This is a genomic window from Pseudonocardia halophobica, from assembly GCF_050948485.1.
Taxonomy (GTDB): domain Bacteria; phylum Actinomycetota; class Actinomycetes; order Mycobacteriales; family Pseudonocardiaceae; genus Pseudonocardia; species Pseudonocardia halophobica.
In genome coordinates this window covers 3,238,252-3,255,246 of record NZ_CP192046.1, presented here as the reverse complement: position 1 = coordinate 3,255,246, position 16,995 = coordinate 3,238,252, and the positions used below count along the sequence as shown (strand labels likewise).

Genomic DNA, 16,995 nt, shown 5'->3' with positions numbered 1-16,995 from the left:
GGGCGCGCTACCGTGCCTCCTCGTGACCGACATCGACCTCACCGCGCGGGCCGCGGCGACCGGCGGCTCCCCCACCCTCCGCGGGTACCTGGCCACACCGGAGGGCGAGGGGCCGTGGCCGGGCGTGGTCGTGGTGCACGAGGCCTTCGGGCTCGACGACGAGATGCGCCGGCACGCCGACCGGCTCGCCGCCCGGGGCTACCTGGCGCTGGCGCCGGACCTGTTCAGCGCGGGCGGCGCCAGGAAGTGCCTGGTCTCGACCTTCCGCGCCCTGCTCTCCGGTCAGGGTCGCGCGTTCGCCGACATCGAGGCCGCCCGGGCCGAGCTGGCCGGGCAGGACGACTGCACCGGCAAGGTCGGTGTGATCGGCTTCTGCATGGGCGGCGGGTTCGCGCTGCTCACGGCCTCGCGGGGGTTCGACGCGTCCTCGGTCAACTACGGGCAGCTGCCCAAGGACCTCGACGCCGCGGTGGCCGGGGCGTGCCCGATCGTGGGCAGCTTCGGGGCGAAGGACATCTCGCTCAAGGGCGCCGCCGGGAAGCTGGAGGCGGCGCTGACCCGGGCCGGCGTGCCGCACGACGTCGCCGAGTACCCGGCCGCCAACCACTCGTTCCTCAACGAGCGGCAGAACGGGCCCCGCGCCCTGCGCCCGCTGCTGCGGGTCACGGGCATGGGGCCCGAGCCGGAGAGCGCCGCCGACGCGTGGCGGCGCATCGACGCCTTCTTCCGGCAGCACCTGGCCTGATCGATCAGGCGGCGGTGAAGGAACGCCTGGACAGGCCCCACCAGAACCCGTCGATCGTCGCCTCGCGCGGTGCCTCGGGATCGGTGGCGGCGCCGAGGGTCACGAAGAGCGGGGTGAAGTGCTCGACGGTCGGGTGCGCGTAGGGCATGCCGGGCGCCTTGGCGCGGTAGGCGGCCAGCTCGTCGATGTCGCCGCGGCGCAGGGCCTCGGCCGCCCACGCGTCGAACTGCCGCGACCAGCCGGGCGCCACCCCGCCGGTGATCGCCTCGCGGGTGAGGAACGGCAGCCCGTGCGTGGTGAAGCCGGAGCCGATCACCAGCACGCCCTCCTCGCGCAGCGCGCGCAGCTTTCCGCCGAGGCCCAGCAAGCTCGTCGGGTCGGCGGTGGGCAGGCTCAGCTGCAGCACCGGGAGGTCCGCCTCGGGGTACATGACCTTGAGCGGCACCCAGGCCCCGTGGTCGAGCCCGCGGCCGGTCTCGTGGACGTTCTCACTGCTCAGCGCGCCGAGGACCCGCCGGGCGAGCGCGCCCGCCTCCGGGGTGTCATAGCGCATCCGGTAGTACATCGGGTCGAAGCCGCCGAAGTCGTAGACCGGGGTGACGTGCCCGGCGCTGCTGGAGATCGCGAGCGGCGCCTCCTCCCAGTGCGCCGACACGATGAGCACGGCCTTCGGCCGCGGCATCGAGCGCGCCCAGGTGAACAGCTCCTCCATCCACGCCGGGTCCTCGAACAGCGGTGGGGCGCCGTGGCTGAGGTAGAGGGCGGGCAGCGGTCCGTCGGCCGGCGTCCACGCGGCGTGCTCGCCGGCCCGCGCGACCCGGGCGAGGTGCGTCTCGTAGGGGTGCACGGGCATCTCCCACTCCGTTCCCACTCTTTGTTCAACGTTCAACTGAACTCTCAACCAAGATAGGTCGCCCCGGGACGACTGTCAAAGGCCGAGATCGGGAAGGCCTGGGGGAGACAGCCGGGAGGAGGACGTATGCAGTACGTGAAGCTGGGATCGACCGGCCTGGACGTCTCGCGCATCTGTCTGGGGGCGATGAGCTTCGGCGAGCCCGGGCGCGGTCGGCACGACTGGACGCTCGGCGAGGACGACGCGCGCCCGATCATCCTGCGCGCGTTCGAGGCCGGGGTGAACTTCGTCGACACCGCCAACGTGTACTCCGCGGGCGGCAGCGAGGAGATCCTCGGGAAGGTCCTGGCCGAGTACGGGCACCGGGACGAGATCGTGCTGGCCACCAAGGTCAACGGCCGCATGCGGCCCGGGCCCAACGGCCAGGGCCTCTCGCGCAAGGCGATCCTGAGCGAGCTCGACGCCAGCCTGCGCCGCCTCGGCGTGGATTACGTGGACCTCTACCAGATCCACCGCTGGGACCCGCACACGCCGATCGAGGTCACGATGGAGGCGCTGCACGACGTGGTGAAGGCGGGCAAGGCGCTCCACATCGGGGCGTCGTCGATGTGGGCCTGGCAGTTCGCCAAGGCCCAGCACACCGCCGAGCGCCACGGCTGGACGCCGTTCGCGACCATGCAGAACCACTACAACCTCCTCTACCGCGAGGAGGAGCGGGAGATGCTGCCGCTGTGCGCCGACCAGGGCGTCGGCGTGATCCCGTGGAGCCCGCTGGCCCGCGGGCGGCTGACCCGGACCTGGGACGCCACGACCGCCCGCACCGAGACGGACGAGTTCGGCCGCACCCTCTACCGGGACGAGGACCGCGAGATCGTGGACCGGGTCCTGGAGCTCGCGGAACGGCGGGGGCTGCTGCCGGCGCAGATCGGGCTGGCCTGGCTGCTGAGCAAGCCCACGGTGACCGCGCCGATCGTCGGGGCCACCAAGCGGCAGCACCTCGAGGACGCGCTCTCCGCCGTCGACGTCACGCTGTCGGCGGAGGAGGTCGCGTTCCTCGAGGAGCCGTACCGGCCGCACGAGGTGGCCGGCTTCGCGTGAGCGCTCACGCGGCGAGGGTGGCGTAGCGGCCGCGGTCGGCGACCAGCGTCTCGTGCGTCCCCCGCTCGACGACGCGGCCGTGGTCCAGCACGGCGATCTCGTCGGCGTCGCGGACCGTGGAGAGCCGGTGCGCGATCGTGATGGCGGTGCGGCCCTTCGCCAGCTCGGTGAAGGCCCGCTGCACCGCCCGCTCGGTCTCGGTGTCGAGGGCGCTCGTGGCCTCGTCGAGGACCAGCACCTTCGGGTCGCGCAGCAGCGTGCGGGCGATCGCGATCCGCTGCTTCTCGCCACCGGAGAACCGGTACCCGCGGGAGCCGACGACCGTGTCGTAGCCCTCGGGCAGGCTCGCGATCAGGTCGTGGACCTGGGCGGCCCGGGCGGCGGCCTCGATCTCGGCGTCCGTGGCGTCGGGCCTGGCGTGTCGCAGGTTCTCCCGCACGGTGGAGTGCAGCAGGTAGGTCTCCTGGCTCACCACGCCCACGATCCTGGCGAGGTCGGCCAGGCGCATGTCCCGGACGTCGACGCCGTCGATGGTGATCCGTCCGGCGTCGGGGTCGCGCAGCCGCGGGACCAGCGAGGCCAGGGTCGACTTGCCGGAGCCGGTCTCCCCCACCAGGGCGAGGGTGGTGCCGGCGGGCACGTCGAGGTTCACGCCGGCGACGGCCGCGGTGTCGCTGCCCGGGTAGGCGAAGGTCACGTCCTCGAAGCGGACGTGCCCGCGCACCCGGGCGAGGTCGACGGCGACGGGCTCGGCCGGGTCGTCGACCTCGACCGGCAGGTCCAGGTACTCGAAGATCCGGGCGAACAGGGCCAGCGAGCTGACCAGCGAGACGCCGACGTCGAGCAGGCCCGTGAGCGGCCGGAACAGGCTGCCCTGCAGGCTCGTGAAGGCGATCAGCGTGCCGACGGTCATCGCGCCGGCGGCGATCGGCAGGCCGGCGGACAGGTAGATCACCGCGGGGATCGCGGCGAAGATGATGCTCATCGTGGCCATCCGCCAGCGGCCGGCCAGCTGGCTGCGCAGCTCGAGGTCGACCAGACGCGTGGAGGAGGCGGTGAAGCGGTCGACGAGGGCCGGGCCGGCGCCGAGGGTCTTGCTCAGCTGGATGCCGGAGATCGAGAGGCCCTCCTCGATCGTCACGTTGAGGTCGGCGAGCTCGCGCTGCTGACGCGCGGTGATGCTGCGGCGCATCCGGGCGACGCGGCGGGACAGCAGGATCGCGGGCGGCAGTACGAGCAGCGAGATCAGCGTGAGCTGCCAGGACAGGGCGACCATCGCGACCAGGGTGGCGACGGTCGTCGTGAGGTTCGAGGCGATCGACGTGGCCGTGGAGGTGACCACGGACTGCATGCCGCCGATGTCGTTGGTGATGCGGGACTGCACCTCGCCGGTGCGGGTGCGGGTGAAGAAGCCGAGCGACTGGCGCTGCAGGTGCGCGAAGACGTCCGTGCGCAGCCGGTGCATGACCTGCTGGCCCACCCGCGTCGAGATCCAGGTCTGGACCACGCCGAAGGCGGCGGTCACGGCGGCGACGGCGACCATGCCGCCGACCAGCCAGGCCAGCAGCGGGACGTCGCGGTTCGGCAGCGCGACGTCGAGCACCTCGCGGAGCAGGAAGGGCGAGGCCATGCCCACCACGGACGAGGCGACGATGATCGCCACGACCAGCGCGAGCGGCCCGCGGTACGGGCTGAAGAGCCGGCCGATCCGGCGCAGCGAGACCTCGCGGGCCTGCTGCTTCTCGGCGGCCGACGGGGCGCGTCGGCCCGGGCGCTCCGGACGGTCCGGACGGCCCTGGGTGTGCTGTGTCTGCGGATCCAAGTGCGTGTCCCCTCTCGACGTTTTGCTGAGGTTACCTCAACATGAGGGAGCAACACGAACCGCTGGTACGGTATTCCCGTGAGCGAGGGGGAGGAGACGCTGGCCGAGGCCTTCTGGGCCGTCGCGCGCATCCTCCGTGGCCGCAACAAGGAGGCGCTGGCGCCGTGGGACGTCACGCCCTCGCAGTTCCGGGCCGTCGCCACGCTCGCCCGGCACGGCCGGATGCGCCTGTCGACGCTCGCCGAGCACCTGCGGATCGCCCCGCGCTCGGCCACCGAGGTGGTCGACGACCTGCAGGAACGCGGCCTCGCCGAGCGTACGCCGGACCCGGCGGACCGGCGGGCCACGCTCGTCGCGCTCACCGCGAAGGGCGTCACGCTGGCCCACGAGGTCCGGGCGGCGCGGCAGGCCGAGTCCGAGAGCCTCTTCGCCGGGCTGGACGAGCGGGACCGCGCGGACCTCGCCCGGATCCTGCGGACGCTGCGCGCCGCGGGGCCCGACGAGCCCGGCCGGCCCGTGCCGTCCGACCGGGGTGATGTGCAGCCGCGAGCCGGAACGGGAACCTCGACGCCGTGAACCGCTTCACCACGACCACCGAGTCGGAGGCCGTCGTCGCCGCCGAGCGCGGCGACATCTGGGCCGTCCTCACCGACCCGGAGCTGCTCCCCCGACTCACCCCCCTGCTGACCAGCATCGAGACCGACGGCGACCGCTGGCGGTGGAGCATGATGCGCCTGGCCGTGCTCGGCGTGGGCATCCAGCCGACCTTCACCGAGCGGATGCGCTTCATCGACGGGCCCGAGGAGTCCCGCATCGACTTCACCCACGAACCGCCCGCGGACACGCACGAGTTCACTGGCGCCGAGGGCTGGTACCGGCTGCGGGACGCCGAGGGCGGCACGCACCTGGCGATCCGGCTGACCCTGCACGTCGAGCTGCCGCTCTCCCGGCTGGCCTTCCCCGCCGTCGTCGGGCTGATGAACGTCACGCTGCAGCGCACCGGGGACCGGTTCGTCACCAACCTCCTGCGCCACCTCGACGCCGACGAGGTCCCCGGCAGCCGCGTCACCCGCTGACACATCGCCCCGTTGCTGACACATCCTCGCCGCCCGTGTCAGCTCCCCGACCACGCTGTCGGGGGGCCGCCGGGCCTACGCGAACGTCAGGGGATGACGAGCGCGGACCGCGCCGCGGTGTCGTCGAGGTCGCTCACGGCGAGGCCGAGGCCGGTCAGCCGCGGCGGGACGCCGTCGGACACCCAGCGGTCCAGCAGCAGCCGGACCTTGTCCGCCATCTGCGTGCGCAGCATGGTGAAGGACTCCTCGGCGGTCACGGCGTCGTCGCGGGTCATGCCGACCCGGCCGAGCAGCAGCCACCAGGCCCAGGCCGCGGCTCCGGCGTTGGCCACGAAGTCCGGCACCACCGGGACGCCGCGGGCGGCGAGCATGGCCTCGGCCTCCGGCGTGGTGGCGGCGTTCGCGGCCTCGACGACGACCTTGGCGGCCACGTCGTAGCTGTTGTCCGGGGTGATCGCGTAGGAGATCGCCGCCGGCACGAAGACGTCGGCCGGCAGCCCGACGACCGCGGAGCGGGGCAGGCGGGCGACGCCGGCGGGCAGCCGGGTGCGATCGATCTCGCCGAAGCCGTCCCGCAGCTCGAGCAGGGCCGGGACGTCGAGGCCGTCCGGGTCGTAGAGGGTGCCGGCGGCGTCGGCCATCGCGACCACCCGCATGCCGGCCTCGTGCAGATACCAGGCCGCGGCGCCGCCCATGGTGCCGATGCCCTGGACCGCGACGGTGGTGCCCTCGACCGCCCAGCCGAAGGCGGAGGCGGCGCCGAGGCAGGCGTGCGCCACGCCGTAGCCGCCGATGACGTTGCCGAGCAGGCCGCCGGGGACGCGCGCGTCGAGACCCTGCCGGACGCGCTCGAGGGTGGCGGCCGGGTCGGCCGAGCGCGAGATGGCCGCGTGGTAGGACTGGCCGAGCCCGATCCGCTCGAACACCTCGTCGATCAGGTGCTGCGGCACGCCGAGGTCCTCGGCGGTGACCCAGTGGCCGTCGATCCACGGGCGCACGGCCTGGCAGAAGCGCTCCAGCACGCCGACCGCGCGCGGGTCCTTCGGGTCGAAGTCGATGCCGCCCTTGGCCCCGCCGACGGGCAGGTCGAAGGCGGCGGTCTTCGCGGCCATGCCCCGGGCCAGGTCCTCGACCTCGGACAGGGTGCAGCCGGCGCGCATGCGGGTGCCGCCAGTCGCGATGCCGGACCGCAGCGTGTGCACGACGAGGTGGCCGCGGGCGCCCGTGACGGGGTCGGTCCACGTCACGCGCAGGTAGGGCTCGCGGTCCCGCGGGGCGGGAGCGGCGGCCGTGGGAAGGACTGCGGGCACCGGCGCGGCCGGCACCTCGATCGGCGTTCCCAGCGGCCCCATCGGCTCCTGCATCGTGGTCACGTCGGCGGACCTCCCGGTCTGTTGCTCGGGGCACGACGGACCGCGCCGGGCCCGTGCGGGCGGCGGCGTGGGGTCGTGCCGGGGTGGCCGGCGATCTCCGCCGGTGCCCCACTGTGCGGCAGCGGCGCGGCCGGCGTCCATCAAGGAATCGTGGAGGATCGCGTTCACGGTTCCTGCACGAGCGGAACCGCCCGCCTACGGTGGGCCCGTGGAGCTCTCCCTGTCGCGCCTGCGCATGCTCCGGGAGCTGCACCGGCGGGGCACGGTCACCGCCGCGGCGGCGGCCCTGCACTACACCGCGTCGGCCGTGTCGCAGCAGCTCGCGCAGCTGGAACGGGACGTCGGCGGCACCCTCTTCGAGCGGCTCGGCCGCCGGGTGCAGCTCACCGAGCTGGGCATGGTCCTCGCCGAGCACGCCGAGGAGATCCTGGCCTCGGTGGAGCGCGCCGAGCTCGCCGTCGAGGAGGCCCAGCAGGCCCGGTCGGTGCGACTGACCGCCGGGGTCTGGGCGTCGGTGGCCTCCGGCCTGCTGCCCGACGCACTGGCCTCGCTCGCCGCGGAGCACCCCGGCATCCAGGTGCGGACCCGCGAGCTCGCGCCCGAGGAGACCGCGGGCGCCGTCCGCGACGGCGCCCTCGACTTCTCGTTCGTGATCGACTACTCCGGGCACCCCATGTCCTGGGACCCCGCGCTGACCCGGGAGGTCGTGGCCGTCGAGCGGCTGTACGCGGCGGTCCCGGCGGGCACCGTCCCGGGCGCGACGGTCACCCTCGGCGAGCTGGCCGACCAGCCGTGGATCCTCGCCGGCCCGCGCTCGCACTTCGGCCGGGCGGTGCGCGTCGCCTGCCGCCGCGCCGGGTTCGACCCCGCCACCACGCACGAGGTCGAGGAACAGTTCACCGCCCTGGCCCTGGTCGCGGCCGGGCTCGGCGTCACGCTGGTCTCGGACCTCGGGCTGGTGCAGCGCCCGCCCGGCACCGACGACGCGATCGACGTCGTGGCCCTGACCGAGCCCGTCATGCGCACCGTCTCGATCGCCTACCGGACCAGGGCCACCCGACGGCCCGCGCTGCACCTGGTGATCGCGGCGGTGCGGGAGGCGGCCGCGGCGAAGGGGCTGGGAGCCGAGGCGAGCTTCGGGCTGCCCGCCACGGACGGCGCCGCGGACCCGCACGGTCCGCGGTTGCCGCTCCCCTGACCGTCAGCCCTGCAGCTGGGCCCAGACCTCCTGGTCGCGCTCGGCGGTCCAGATGACCGGGCGCTCGATGCCGGACAGCTCGTCCCACAGCCGCGAGACGTCGAACGGCAGGCAGTGCTCGAAGATCGGCCAGTGGCCGTAGTCGTCCACCAGCGCGGCGTGCGCGGCCTCGAACGCCTCCTTGAGCGTGCCGCCGCGCTGCTGCACCCCGCCGACCTCGCGGATCATCACCTGCAGGAACCCGCGGGTCTGCTCGACCGCCGCGTCGACGGCCGCGCGGCCCTGGGTGACCGCGCCGCGCCCGCCGACGAGCTGCTCGGCGCCCACCGCCTTGACCCGGTCGAGGGTGGCGCCCGCCCAGTCCCGGTGGAACGCGTCGCCGGTGTACAGGGCCGCCTCGGCCTCGACGAGGTCGCCGGCGAAGAGGATCTTCTGCCGCGGCAGCCAGGCGGTGATGTCGCCCTCGGTGTGCCCGCGCCCGTGGTACTGCAGCACCAGATCACCGCGGTCGCCACCGAGATCGACGGTCAGCCGGTCGGCGAAGGTCAGCGTCGGCCACGTCAGCCCCGGCACCGAGTCCGCCGCCTCGGCCAGCCGCGGCATCCGCGCGAACTCGCTGGCCCAGTCCTCCTTGCCGCGCTCGGCGATCAGGGCCCGCGTGTTCTCGTGGGCGACGATGATCTCCGCGTCGAACGCGCTGGCCCCCAGCACCCGGACGGCGTGGTAGTGCGAGAGCACGAGGTAGCGGATCGGCTTGTCGGTGTGCTCGCGCAGCCGGGTCAGCCACTTCCGCGCGGCCACGGGCGTGGCCAGGGCCTCGAAGCAGACGAGGAAGTCCTCGCCCTCGACCGCCCCGATGTTCGGGTCGCCCTCGGCCGTGAGCGCGTAGACGCCGTCGGCCAGGATCTCGAGCGTCTGCTCCTTCGCGGCCAGATCGGCCGAGGAGGCGAAGGGCTTGGCGGCCATGGTGTCCTCCTGCTCAGCTCGCGGTGACGAAGGCTTCACGCTCGGCGGGCGTGCCCTCGCGCAGGGCCAGCACCGCGGCCAGCGTGACCAGGCACATCAGGAACATGTAGGCGGAGACCGACAGCGAGGTCCCGGTGACCGCGATCAGCCAGGTCGCCAGCAGCGGCGCGAACCCGCCGCCCAGGATGGCACCGAACGCGTAGGCGAACGAGACACCGGAGTAGCGGACCGGCGCCGGGAACATCTCCGCGTAGGTCGCGGCCTGCTGTCCGTAGGTGAGGCCGAGGCCGAAGGCCAGCACCACGACCGCGACGAGCAGCAGCCCGACCGAGCGGGTGTCGAAGAGCAGGAAGAACGGGAAGCACCACGCGGCCAGCGCGACGATCCCGATCAGGTAGGTGCGCCGGCGCCCCCAGGTGTCCGACCAGCGCCCCGCCATCAGCGTGAACACGCCCCACGCCACCGCCCCGACCATGCCGACCACCAGCATCGTCGTGCTGGAGAGCCCGAGCTGACGCGTGCCGTAGGAGGTGATGAACGCGATGAGGATGTAGCCGATCATGTTGTTGGCCACGAACAGCCCGATCGCCACGAGCAACTCGCGGCGGTTCTTCCGCAGCACCTCGGCCAGCGGGGCGGACCGGCGCTCGCGACGGTCCCGCAGGTCCTCGAACACCGGGCTCTCCGAGACCCGCGCCCGCACCCAGAACCCGACGACGATCAGCACGATCGACAGCAGGAACGGGATCCGCCAGCCCCACGCCTGGAACTGCTCGGGGGTGGTCGTCGCCGACACGGCGAAGAAGACGAGGTTGGCCAGCAGCAGCCCGATCGGCACCCCGATCTGCGGGTAGGCACCGTAGTAGCCGCGCCGCCCGGGCGGGGCGTGCTCGACCGACATCATCGCCGCGCCGCCCCACTCCCCACCGGCGGAGAGGCCCTGCAGCATCCGCAGGGCGACCAGCAGGATCGGCGCCGCGACGCCGATCGAGGCGTACGAGGGCAGCAGGCCGACGCCGACCGTCGACAGGCCCATCAGCAGCAGCGTGCCGACCAGCACCGGCTTGCGGCCGAACCGGTCGCCGAGGTGCCCGGACACCACGCCGCCGATCGGGCGCGCGATGAAGCTGACGCCGATCGTCGCGAAGGAGGCGAGCAGGGCCGCGGTGCCGTCGAGGCCCGGGAAGAACTGCTTGCCGAACACCAGGCCGGCGGCCGAGGCGTAGACGAAGAAGTCGTACCACTCGATGGTCGTGCCGACGAGGCTGGCGCCGATCACCCGGCGCAGCTGGCTCGACGGCGGGTGGACCGCCGAGGCGGCCGATCCCGGGGTCTGCGTCATCGGAAATCCCCTCGTTCCCGGCGCTGGGAAAACGGTCAAAGCCTTGACCGTGCGGAACGGTAACCCGTCCCGGGCCCGACGGCCAGGGGTCCGGCCCGGTTCAGCGCCGGTTGACCCACTCCGCGGCGTGGGCGGCGCCGGCGAGCTTGGCGAGCAGCCCGTTGAGGGCGGCGAGGTCCTCGGGGTCGAGCAGCCGGGCCCACTCGGACTCGCGGGCGTTGTGCCGCAGGAAGGTCTCCTCGATCGCTGCGGTGCCCTTCTCCGTGAGCGCGAGGACCACCGAGCGGCCGTCCGCCGAGCCGGGCGTGCGGTCGAGCAGGCCGGCGGCGCTGAGCGTGTTCGTCAACGCGGAGACGGCGGCCCGGCTCATCCCGGACAGCTCGGCCGCCCGCCGGGACTCCTGCGGCCCGGCCACCCAGATCGTGAAGAGCAGCCGCCAGGCCGACCAGCTCCAGCCCGCCGGCCGGTGCACCGTCGACTCCAGGTCGTAGACCAGCCCGCTCGCGACCCGGGTGAGCAGCAGGACCATGGCCATCGCCGAGCGGTCGGTCCCCGGGAGCCGGCGCTGGGTCTCGTCGATGGCGATGCCGGCGAGGGACAGGAAGTCGCTGTCGGGCGGCGGGTCGACGGACACGGCCGGATCCTACGGCCGTCCCCCCGGGGAGCGGCCGGACGCCGCCCACTGGTCGACGAGCGAGTCGAGCGTGAAGTCGACGTCGACCGCGACGGTGGGCGCGATCCGGGACAGGGCCGAGCACTGCTCCTCGATCCCGCCGGTCCAGCCGACAACCAGGTCCGGAGGCAGGGCGGCGACGGCCTCGACGCTTCCCCTGTTGTCGAGATCGTCCGGTTCGCCGGAGCGCGCCCTACCACGGGGCGGGCTCGCGGACGGCACCACGGCCGCTGAAGCCGCCCGCGGGCGCCGTACAGCCCGCTGCTGCGCGCCGACGGGAGCGTCGGCGGGGTCCTCGACATCGCCACGGAGACCACCCGGCAGGTGCTGGCCACCCGCCGGCTCGCCGCACCCCAGCAGCTCGGCCAGGTCCCGGCGGCCCCCTCGGCGAGCCGGTGGCGGTGAGCCGCGCCCTCACCGCGACCCTCGCCACGGCCCGCGCCGACCTGCCGTTCGGCACCGTCCACCTGCGCAGCGAGAGCGAGGGGATCGTCGAGGTCGCGAGCTTCGGGCTCACCGGCCCGCTCCCCGCCGACGGCGCCGTGGCCGCCGCCGTCGCCGAGGCGGTCGCCGGTGGTGGGGGGTAGACGGTCGCGGGACTGGCCCGGCGCGCACCCGGGCCTCGTGGCGGGCGGCGGCGCGGGCGAGCCGGACGCCGCCGTCGTGCTGCCGCTCGACGGGCCGGGCGACGACGGCCCGTTGGGTGCGGTGGTCCTCGGCACCAGCCCCGCCCTGCTGCTCGACGACGCCTTCCGCTCCTTCACCGAGCTCGTCGCCGGCCGCGTCACCTCGGCCCTCACCGACGCGGTGGCCGCCGGCCGCCAGCGCCGCCAGGTCGAGGAGCTGGCCGAGCTCGACCGCGCCAAGACCGAGTTCTTCACCACCGTGAGCCACGAGCTGCGGACCCCGCTCGCACTGATCACCGGCCCCGCCGAGGACGCGCTGGCCGACACCGCGGCGCCGCTGCCCCCGGCCCAGCGCGACCGCCTGGAGCTGGTGCGGCGCACCGCCGGGCGGCTGCGTCGGCAGGTCGACGCCCTGCTCGACTTCGCCGCCCTCGAGGAGCGCCGGCTCACGCCCGACCGCGTCGCCGTCGACCCCGGCGCACTCACCCGCGGGATCGCCGAGTCGTTCGCGCCGGCCGTCGAGCGGGCGGGCCTCGCCCTCGCCGTCGACTGCCCGGACCTGCCGGCCGTGCGGCTGGACCCGGACCAGTGGGAGAGGATCGTCCTCAACCTGCTGTCCAAAATCGTCAACAACACCCTGCACGGCGGCGTCACCGTGCGGCTGCGGCGGGAGGCGGCCGCGCTGGAGCTCTCGGGGGCCGACACGGGGATCGGCATCCCCGCCGACCAGGTCCCGCTGCTGTTCCGGCGCTTCCACCGGGTCCGCGGCGCCGCCGCCCGCTCGCACGAGGGCTCCGGGATCGGGCTGGCGCTGGTGCGGGAGCTCGCCGAGCTGCACGACGGCACGGCGTCCGTGACCAGCACGCCCGGGAGCGGCAGCACCTTCACGGTGCGGGTGCCGACCATGGCTGCCGGCGACGAGGAGATCCGCGCGGTCCGGCCCGCGGCCGTCGGCCGCTTCCGGGACGAGGCCCTGCAGTGGACGGCGCCGGCGGCCGGACCCGCGGCGGACCCGCTCCCGACCGCCGCGCCGGCCGAGGCCCGCCGTGAGCCCGACCTCCTGCTGGCCGACGTGATGATGCCCGGCCTCGACGGCATCGGGCTGGTCGGGGCGCTGCGCGCCGATCCCGCCACGGCCACGCTGCCGACCATCCTGCTGTCCGCCCGCGCGGGCATGGAGGCCGCCGTCGGCGGGCTCACCGCGGGTGCCGACGACTACCTCGCCAAGCCGTTCTCCTCCGCCGAGCTGCTGGCCCGGGTGCGCACGCACCTCGATCTGTCCCGGGCGCGGGCCGGGGAGTCGCGGCGGCTGCGCCGGCTCGCCGAGGCCACGATCGCCGTGCACGACGCCCCGGACACCCCCGGCGCCCTCCGGCTGCTGGTCGGGGCCACGCACGGGTACGACGTGGTGGCCCTGCCCGACGGCACGACCGGAGTGGTGGTCGGGGACGTCGTCGGGCGCGGGCCCGATGCGGCAGCCGTCATGGGGCAGCTGCGCAGCGCCGCCCGAGCGCTGCTGCTCGAGCGCCACTCCCCCGCCGACGTGCTCGGTGCGCTCGACGGCTTCGCCGCGCTGACCCCGGGGGCGCGCTGCAGCACGGTGCTGTGCGCGATCGTCGACCCCGCGACGTCGATGCTGCGCTGGTCCCGGGCCGGGCACCTGCCCGCGATCCTCGCCGACGCTGGGTGGGTACCGGCTGCTGGAGGACGGGCTGTCCGTGCCGCTCGCGGTGCTGCCGGGGGCGCCCCGGCCGGAGGCCGTCGCCGCGCTCCCGCCGGGCGGCACCCTGCTGCTCTACACCGACGGCCTCGTCGAGCGCCGCGGCGAGGAGGTCGACCTCGGGATCGCCCGGGCTGGGGCCGCCCTGGGCGAGCTCGCCGCCGATCCCGGCACGCCGGTCGGGGACGTCCTCGACGGGCTCACCGCGCGGCTGCTCGGCCCCGGCCCGGACGACGACGTCGCCGCGCTGGTCTACCGGCACGAGGCCGGGCCGCGCGCAGGCCGGGAGGTCCGGTGGCACTACGAGCCGCTGCCCGGCGCGACGATCCGGATACGGCACCGGCTCGTCGAGCTGCTGACGGGCTGGGGCGTGCGCGGCGATGCCGCGCAGGACGCCGAGCTGGTGCTGACCGAGCTGGTCGCGAACGTGGTCGACCACGCCCGGACCCCGTTCGTGGTCGGCGTCGGGCTCGACGACGGCACGCTGCGGCTGTCGGTGCGGGACGGGTCCGCGAGCCTGCCGGCCGTCCGGCCCGTCGACCCGCTGGCGGTCCGGGGGCGCGGGACGCAGCTGGTGGAGGCCCTCACGCTGCGCTGGGGGCACGAGGGCGACGGCGAGGCGAAGACCGTGTGGGCGGAGCTGCCGGCGGTGTGAGCCCCGCCGGCCCGGGTGGCGCTGCGGTCAGGCGTCGCTGCTCGCCAGGAGGCGCTCGGCGTCCGCCCGCTCGCACTCCTGGACACTGCCGGGCAGCGCGTCGCGCAGGGACCAGCGGGACACCGTGCCGTCCGGCCCGGTGAGCAGGCCGCGGGCCAGCGCGGCGTCGATCCGGCTGCGGACCTCGTCCTCGAGGTCGACGTCGCACGCGAACAGCACGCGCAGCCGCACCCGGCTGCCGGCCCGCGACGACGCGGTGTGGTGCGACGCGATCGGGCACGGCGGCTCGTGCTCCCAGGTCCCGCACAGCGCGGCGGTGATCGCGGCGCCCGGGGCGGCCCGGTCGCCGTCCTCGGCGAGCTCGATCTCGGCGGTGTGCGCGAAGGCGGAACGCATGGCGCCAGCATGGCAGAAGATGTGGTCGTCGTCACACTCGCCCGGTTCGCGGTCGCGCTGACCCGCCGTCCTACGGTCTCCCGGTGACGCTCCCCCGCCCACGGGTCCGGGCCCGCGCCGCCTGGGCGGGGGCGGCGGTGCTGGTCGCGCTGCAGCTCGCGGTACTCGCGGCCTGGCCCGGCGCGCACGCGCTGATGATCGACCTGCAGGTCTACCGGGCCGGCGGTGAGCACGTGCTGCACCACCAGCCGTTGTACGCCGGCGGGGTCCTGCTCGACCTGCCGTTCGTGTACCCGCCGGTGGCCGCGGCGCTGTTCGTGCCGTTGACGCTGCTCCCGCTGCCGCTGCTCAAGATCCTCTGGACCGCGCTCGGTGTGGTGCTGCTCGTGCTGGTGGTGCGGCGGTCGGCCGCACTGGTGGGCACCGTGCTGCCGGCCGGCACGGTCGCGCTGCTGGTGGCGACCGCGCTGTGGCTCGACCCGGTGCGGACGACGTGCTACCTCGGGCAGATCAACGTCGTGCTGCTCGCGCTGGTGCTGCTCGATCTCACCGGCCGCCCCTCGCGGTGGCGCGGCGCCGGGGTGGGGCTGGCCGCGGCGCTCAAGCTCACCCCGCTGCTGTTCGTGGTGTACCTGCTGCTCGTCGGGCGGCGCCGGGAGGCCGCCGTCGCCGTCGGGACGTTCGTGGCGGCCACGGGGCTCGGGTTCGCCCTCGCTCCGGCCGAGTCGGTGCAGTACTGGGTGCGCGGGACGTTCGCGGCCGCGAACCGGATCTCGGACGTCGCCGCGACCAGCAACCACTCGCTCGACGGTCTGGTGGCCCGGCTTCTCGGGGAGAACGCGCCGGTCTACCTGGTGCTGGCCGGGCTGCTGACCGCCGCCGCGCTGACGGTGGCGGTGCGGGCACACCGACGCGGGGAGGACCTGCTCGCGCTGATCGTCGTCGGACTGGCGTCGGCGGCGGTGGCCCCCTTCGCGTGGTCGCACCACTTCGTCTGGTGCGTGCCGCTGCTGGTACTGCTCGTCGTCCGGCGGGCGTGGGTGGGGCTCGGCGCCCTCCTGCTGGCGACCGCCGCCGTGATCACCCGGCTGCCCGGCCCGGACGTCGGCCCCATCCCCGCCACCGGCGCAATCTCCCTGCAACCCGACGTGTACCTGGCGGGCTTCGTCGCCCTCCTCGCGGCCGCCACGCTCCACCTCACCCGCCCGAAAATGCGCAGTGTGGCTCCATAACGTCGACTCCGGGCGTCATTTCGGGCGTTGTGGAACGATCACGCGATTCGGTCGGCCGGGAATGGGCGCACCGGCTTCCATCTGAAGAACTGTGCATGCGAGCATCGGCTCGTGACCGCTCCCCGCACGGCGTCCCCGTCGCGCACCCGTTTCGACCGCACGGACCGCCGGCACCTCGCGGGGATGGCGGCGGTCATCCTGCTGCTCACCCTGGGCGGCTGGACGCTGCTGGCCGCGGTGGTCGCGCCGCAGCACCTCGCGCTGGCCTCGGGCGGCACGTTCGGGCTCGGCGTCGGCCTCACCGCCTATCTGCTCGGCATGCGGCACGCCTTCGACGCCGACCACATCGCCGCGATCGACAACACCACCCGCAAGCTGGTGAGCGAGGGGAAACGCGCCCGCGGCGTCGGGTTCTGGTTCTCCCTCGGCCATTCCTCGGTGGTGTTCGTGCTGGCGCTGCTGCTCGCCCTCGGCGTCCGCACGCTGGTCGGGGAGCTGGGCGACGACTCGTCGTCGGTGAAGGAGACCCTCGGCCTGGTCGGCACCCTGGTCGGCGGCGGGTTCCTGGTCCTGATCGGGCTGCTGAACCTGCAGGCGATGATCGGCATCGCGCAGGTGTTCGCCCGGATGCGCACCGAGCCGCTCGACGACGAGGCCCTCGAGCGGCACCTCGCCTCCCGCGGCCTGCTGGCCCGGATCCTCGGCCGGACCCTGCGGGCGGTGTCGAAGCCCTGGCACATGTACGTGGTCGGGTTCGTGTTCGGCATCGGGTTCGACACCGCCACCGAGGTCACGCTGCTGGTCCTGGCCGGCGGCGCCGCGGCGGCGCAGCTGCCCTGGTACGCGATCCTGGTCATCCCGGTGCTGTTCGCGGCCGGGATGAGCCTGTTCGACACCGCCGACGGGGTGTTCATGTCCGCCGCCTACCAGTGGGCGTTCGTCACGCTGGTACGCAAGGTCTTCTACAACCTCACCGTCACCGCGCTGTCCGTGGTCGTGGCGCTGGTGATCGGGCTGATCGAGCTGCTGCAGCTGCTGGGCGAGAAGCTGCACGTCACCACGGGGCCACTGGCCACGCTGGCCGCGCTCGACCTCGAGGTGATGGGGTACCTCGTCGTCGCCCTGTTCGTGGTCACCTGGCTGGGGGCGCTCGCGGTCTGGCGCTACGGGCGGATCGAGCAGCGCTGGGCCGTGGCGGACTGATCTCCCGCCGCCGGTTC

Annotated in this window: 16 protein-coding genes and 1 pseudogene; 10 read left to right on the top strand and 7 right to left on the bottom strand. The window is 74.4% G+C overall.

From position 1 onward, the window contains the following. Nucleotides 1-31 precede the first annotated feature (31 nt). Nucleotides 32-745, top strand: coding sequence for a dienelactone hydrolase family protein (locus ACQP04_RS15695; protein ID WP_433508372.1), 714 nt, complete (start codon nucleotides 32-34; stop codon nucleotides 743-745). 4 nt (nucleotides 746-749) lie between these two features. Here the strand turns inward: ACQP04_RS15695 and ACQP04_RS15690 are convergent, their stop codons facing one another. Then, complete coding sequence (locus ACQP04_RS15690; protein ID WP_433507766.1) at nucleotides 750-1,598, bottom strand: dioxygenase family protein; 849 nt, start codon at nucleotides 1,596-1,598, stop codon at nucleotides 750-752. Between the two features lie 126 nt (nucleotides 1,599-1,724). Here ACQP04_RS15690 and ACQP04_RS15685 point away from each other — a divergent pair, with 126 nt between their 5' ends. Continuing rightward, the gene (locus tag ACQP04_RS15685) at nucleotides 1,725-2,696 is read left to right on the top strand and encodes an aldo/keto reductase (RefSeq protein WP_433507765.1); all 972 of its coding nucleotides are present in this window, start codon (nucleotides 1,725-1,727) and stop codon (nucleotides 2,694-2,696) included. A gap of 4 nt (nucleotides 2,697-2,700) precedes the next feature. Here the strand turns inward: ACQP04_RS15685 and ACQP04_RS15680 are convergent, their stop codons facing one another. Then, nucleotides 2,701-4,518, bottom strand: a complete 1,818-nt coding sequence (locus tag ACQP04_RS15680) for an ABC transporter ATP-binding protein (protein ID WP_433507764.1) — start codon at nucleotides 4,516-4,518, stop codon at nucleotides 2,701-2,703. Nucleotides 4,519-4,596: 78 nt separating this feature from the next. Between ACQP04_RS15680 and ACQP04_RS15675 the strand changes: the two genes are divergently transcribed. Then, entirely contained in the window at nucleotides 4,597-5,094 is a 498-nt protein-coding gene (locus ACQP04_RS15675) for a MarR family winged helix-turn-helix transcriptional regulator (protein ID WP_433507763.1), read from the top strand. Beyond that, nucleotides 5,091-5,594: an SRPBCC family protein gene (locus tag ACQP04_RS15670; RefSeq protein WP_433507762.1), complete on the top strand. Its 504-nt coding sequence runs from the start codon at nucleotides 5,091-5,093 to the stop codon at nucleotides 5,592-5,594. Before ACQP04_RS15675 ends, ACQP04_RS15670 begins: the two co-directional genes overlap by 4 nt. Before the next feature lie 86 nt (nucleotides 5,595-5,680). On the opposite strand, the gene ACQP04_RS15665 is transcribed toward ACQP04_RS15670, so the two are convergent. Further along, entirely contained in the window at nucleotides 5,681-6,967 is a 1,287-nt protein-coding gene (locus ACQP04_RS15665; RefSeq protein ID WP_433507761.1) for a Glu/Leu/Phe/Val dehydrogenase dimerization domain-containing protein, read from the bottom strand. 208 nt (nucleotides 6,968-7,175) lie between these two features. On the opposite strand from ACQP04_RS15665, the gene ACQP04_RS15660 reads away from it, so the two are divergent. After that, on the top strand, nucleotides 7,176-8,165 hold the full coding sequence (locus tag ACQP04_RS15660) for a LysR family transcriptional regulator (protein ID WP_051737747.1): 990 nt from the start codon (nucleotides 7,176-7,178) through the stop codon (nucleotides 8,163-8,165). A 3-nt stretch (nucleotides 8,166-8,168) separates the two neighbouring features. Here the strand turns inward: ACQP04_RS15660 and ACQP04_RS15655 are convergent, their stop codons facing one another. The 3 genes from ACQP04_RS15655 to ACQP04_RS15645 all read right to left on the bottom strand — a co-directional run bounded on the left by ACQP04_RS15655 (nucleotide 8,169) and on the right by ACQP04_RS15645 (nucleotide 11,107). Further along, complete coding sequence (locus ACQP04_RS15655) at nucleotides 8,169-9,131, bottom strand: MBL fold metallo-hydrolase (RefSeq protein WP_433507760.1); 963 nt, start codon at nucleotides 9,129-9,131, stop codon at nucleotides 8,169-8,171. 13 nt (nucleotides 9,132-9,144) lie between these two features. After that, nucleotides 9,145-10,473, bottom strand: coding sequence for an MFS transporter (locus ACQP04_RS15650; protein ID WP_433507759.1), 1,329 nt, complete (start codon nucleotides 10,471-10,473; stop codon nucleotides 9,145-9,147). Between the two features lie 100 nt (nucleotides 10,474-10,573). Further along, nucleotides 10,574-11,107, bottom strand: a complete 534-nt coding sequence (locus ACQP04_RS15645) for a MarR family winged helix-turn-helix transcriptional regulator (RefSeq protein WP_037048237.1) — start codon at nucleotides 11,105-11,107, stop codon at nucleotides 10,574-10,576. Between the two features lie 440 nt (nucleotides 11,108-11,547). Here ACQP04_RS15645 and ACQP04_RS15640 point away from each other — a divergent pair, with 440 nt between their 5' ends. The 3 genes and pseudogenes from ACQP04_RS15640 (at nucleotide 11,548) to ACQP04_RS15630 (ending at nucleotide 14,147) form a co-directional block, all read left to right on the top strand. Further along, nucleotides 11,548-11,733, top strand: coding sequence for a hypothetical protein (locus ACQP04_RS15640; RefSeq protein ID WP_433507758.1), 186 nt, complete (start codon nucleotides 11,548-11,550; stop codon nucleotides 11,731-11,733). Beyond that, nucleotides 11,720-13,396, top strand: a pseudogene (locus ACQP04_RS15635) (ATP-binding protein); the annotation flags it as partial. The gene ACQP04_RS15640 and the pseudogene ACQP04_RS15635, both read left to right, overlap by 14 nt. A gap of 58 nt (nucleotides 13,397-13,454) precedes the next feature. Further along, complete coding sequence (locus tag ACQP04_RS15630; RefSeq protein WP_433508371.1) at nucleotides 13,455-14,147, top strand: SpoIIE family protein phosphatase; 693 nt, start codon at nucleotides 13,455-13,457, stop codon at nucleotides 14,145-14,147. Nucleotides 14,148-14,174: 27 nt separating this feature from the next. Here the strand turns inward: ACQP04_RS15630 and ACQP04_RS15625 are convergent, their stop codons facing one another. Further along, the gene (locus ACQP04_RS15625; protein WP_433507757.1) at nucleotides 14,175-14,543 is read right to left on the bottom strand and encodes a hypothetical protein; all 369 of its coding nucleotides are present in this window, start codon (nucleotides 14,541-14,543) and stop codon (nucleotides 14,175-14,177) included. An 83-nt stretch (nucleotides 14,544-14,626) separates the two neighbouring features. Here ACQP04_RS15625 and ACQP04_RS15620 point away from each other — a divergent pair, with 83 nt between their 5' ends. Continuing rightward, nucleotides 14,627-15,775, top strand: a complete 1,149-nt coding sequence (locus tag ACQP04_RS15620) for a glycosyltransferase 87 family protein (protein ID WP_433507756.1) — start codon at nucleotides 14,627-14,629, stop codon at nucleotides 15,773-15,775. 111 nt (nucleotides 15,776-15,886) lie between these two features. Continuing rightward, the gene (locus ACQP04_RS15615; RefSeq protein ID WP_433507755.1) at nucleotides 15,887-16,978 is read left to right on the top strand and encodes a HoxN/HupN/NixA family nickel/cobalt transporter; all 1,092 of its coding nucleotides are present in this window, start codon (nucleotides 15,887-15,889) and stop codon (nucleotides 16,976-16,978) included. The last annotated feature ends 17 nt before the right edge of the window (nucleotides 16,979-16,995 follow it).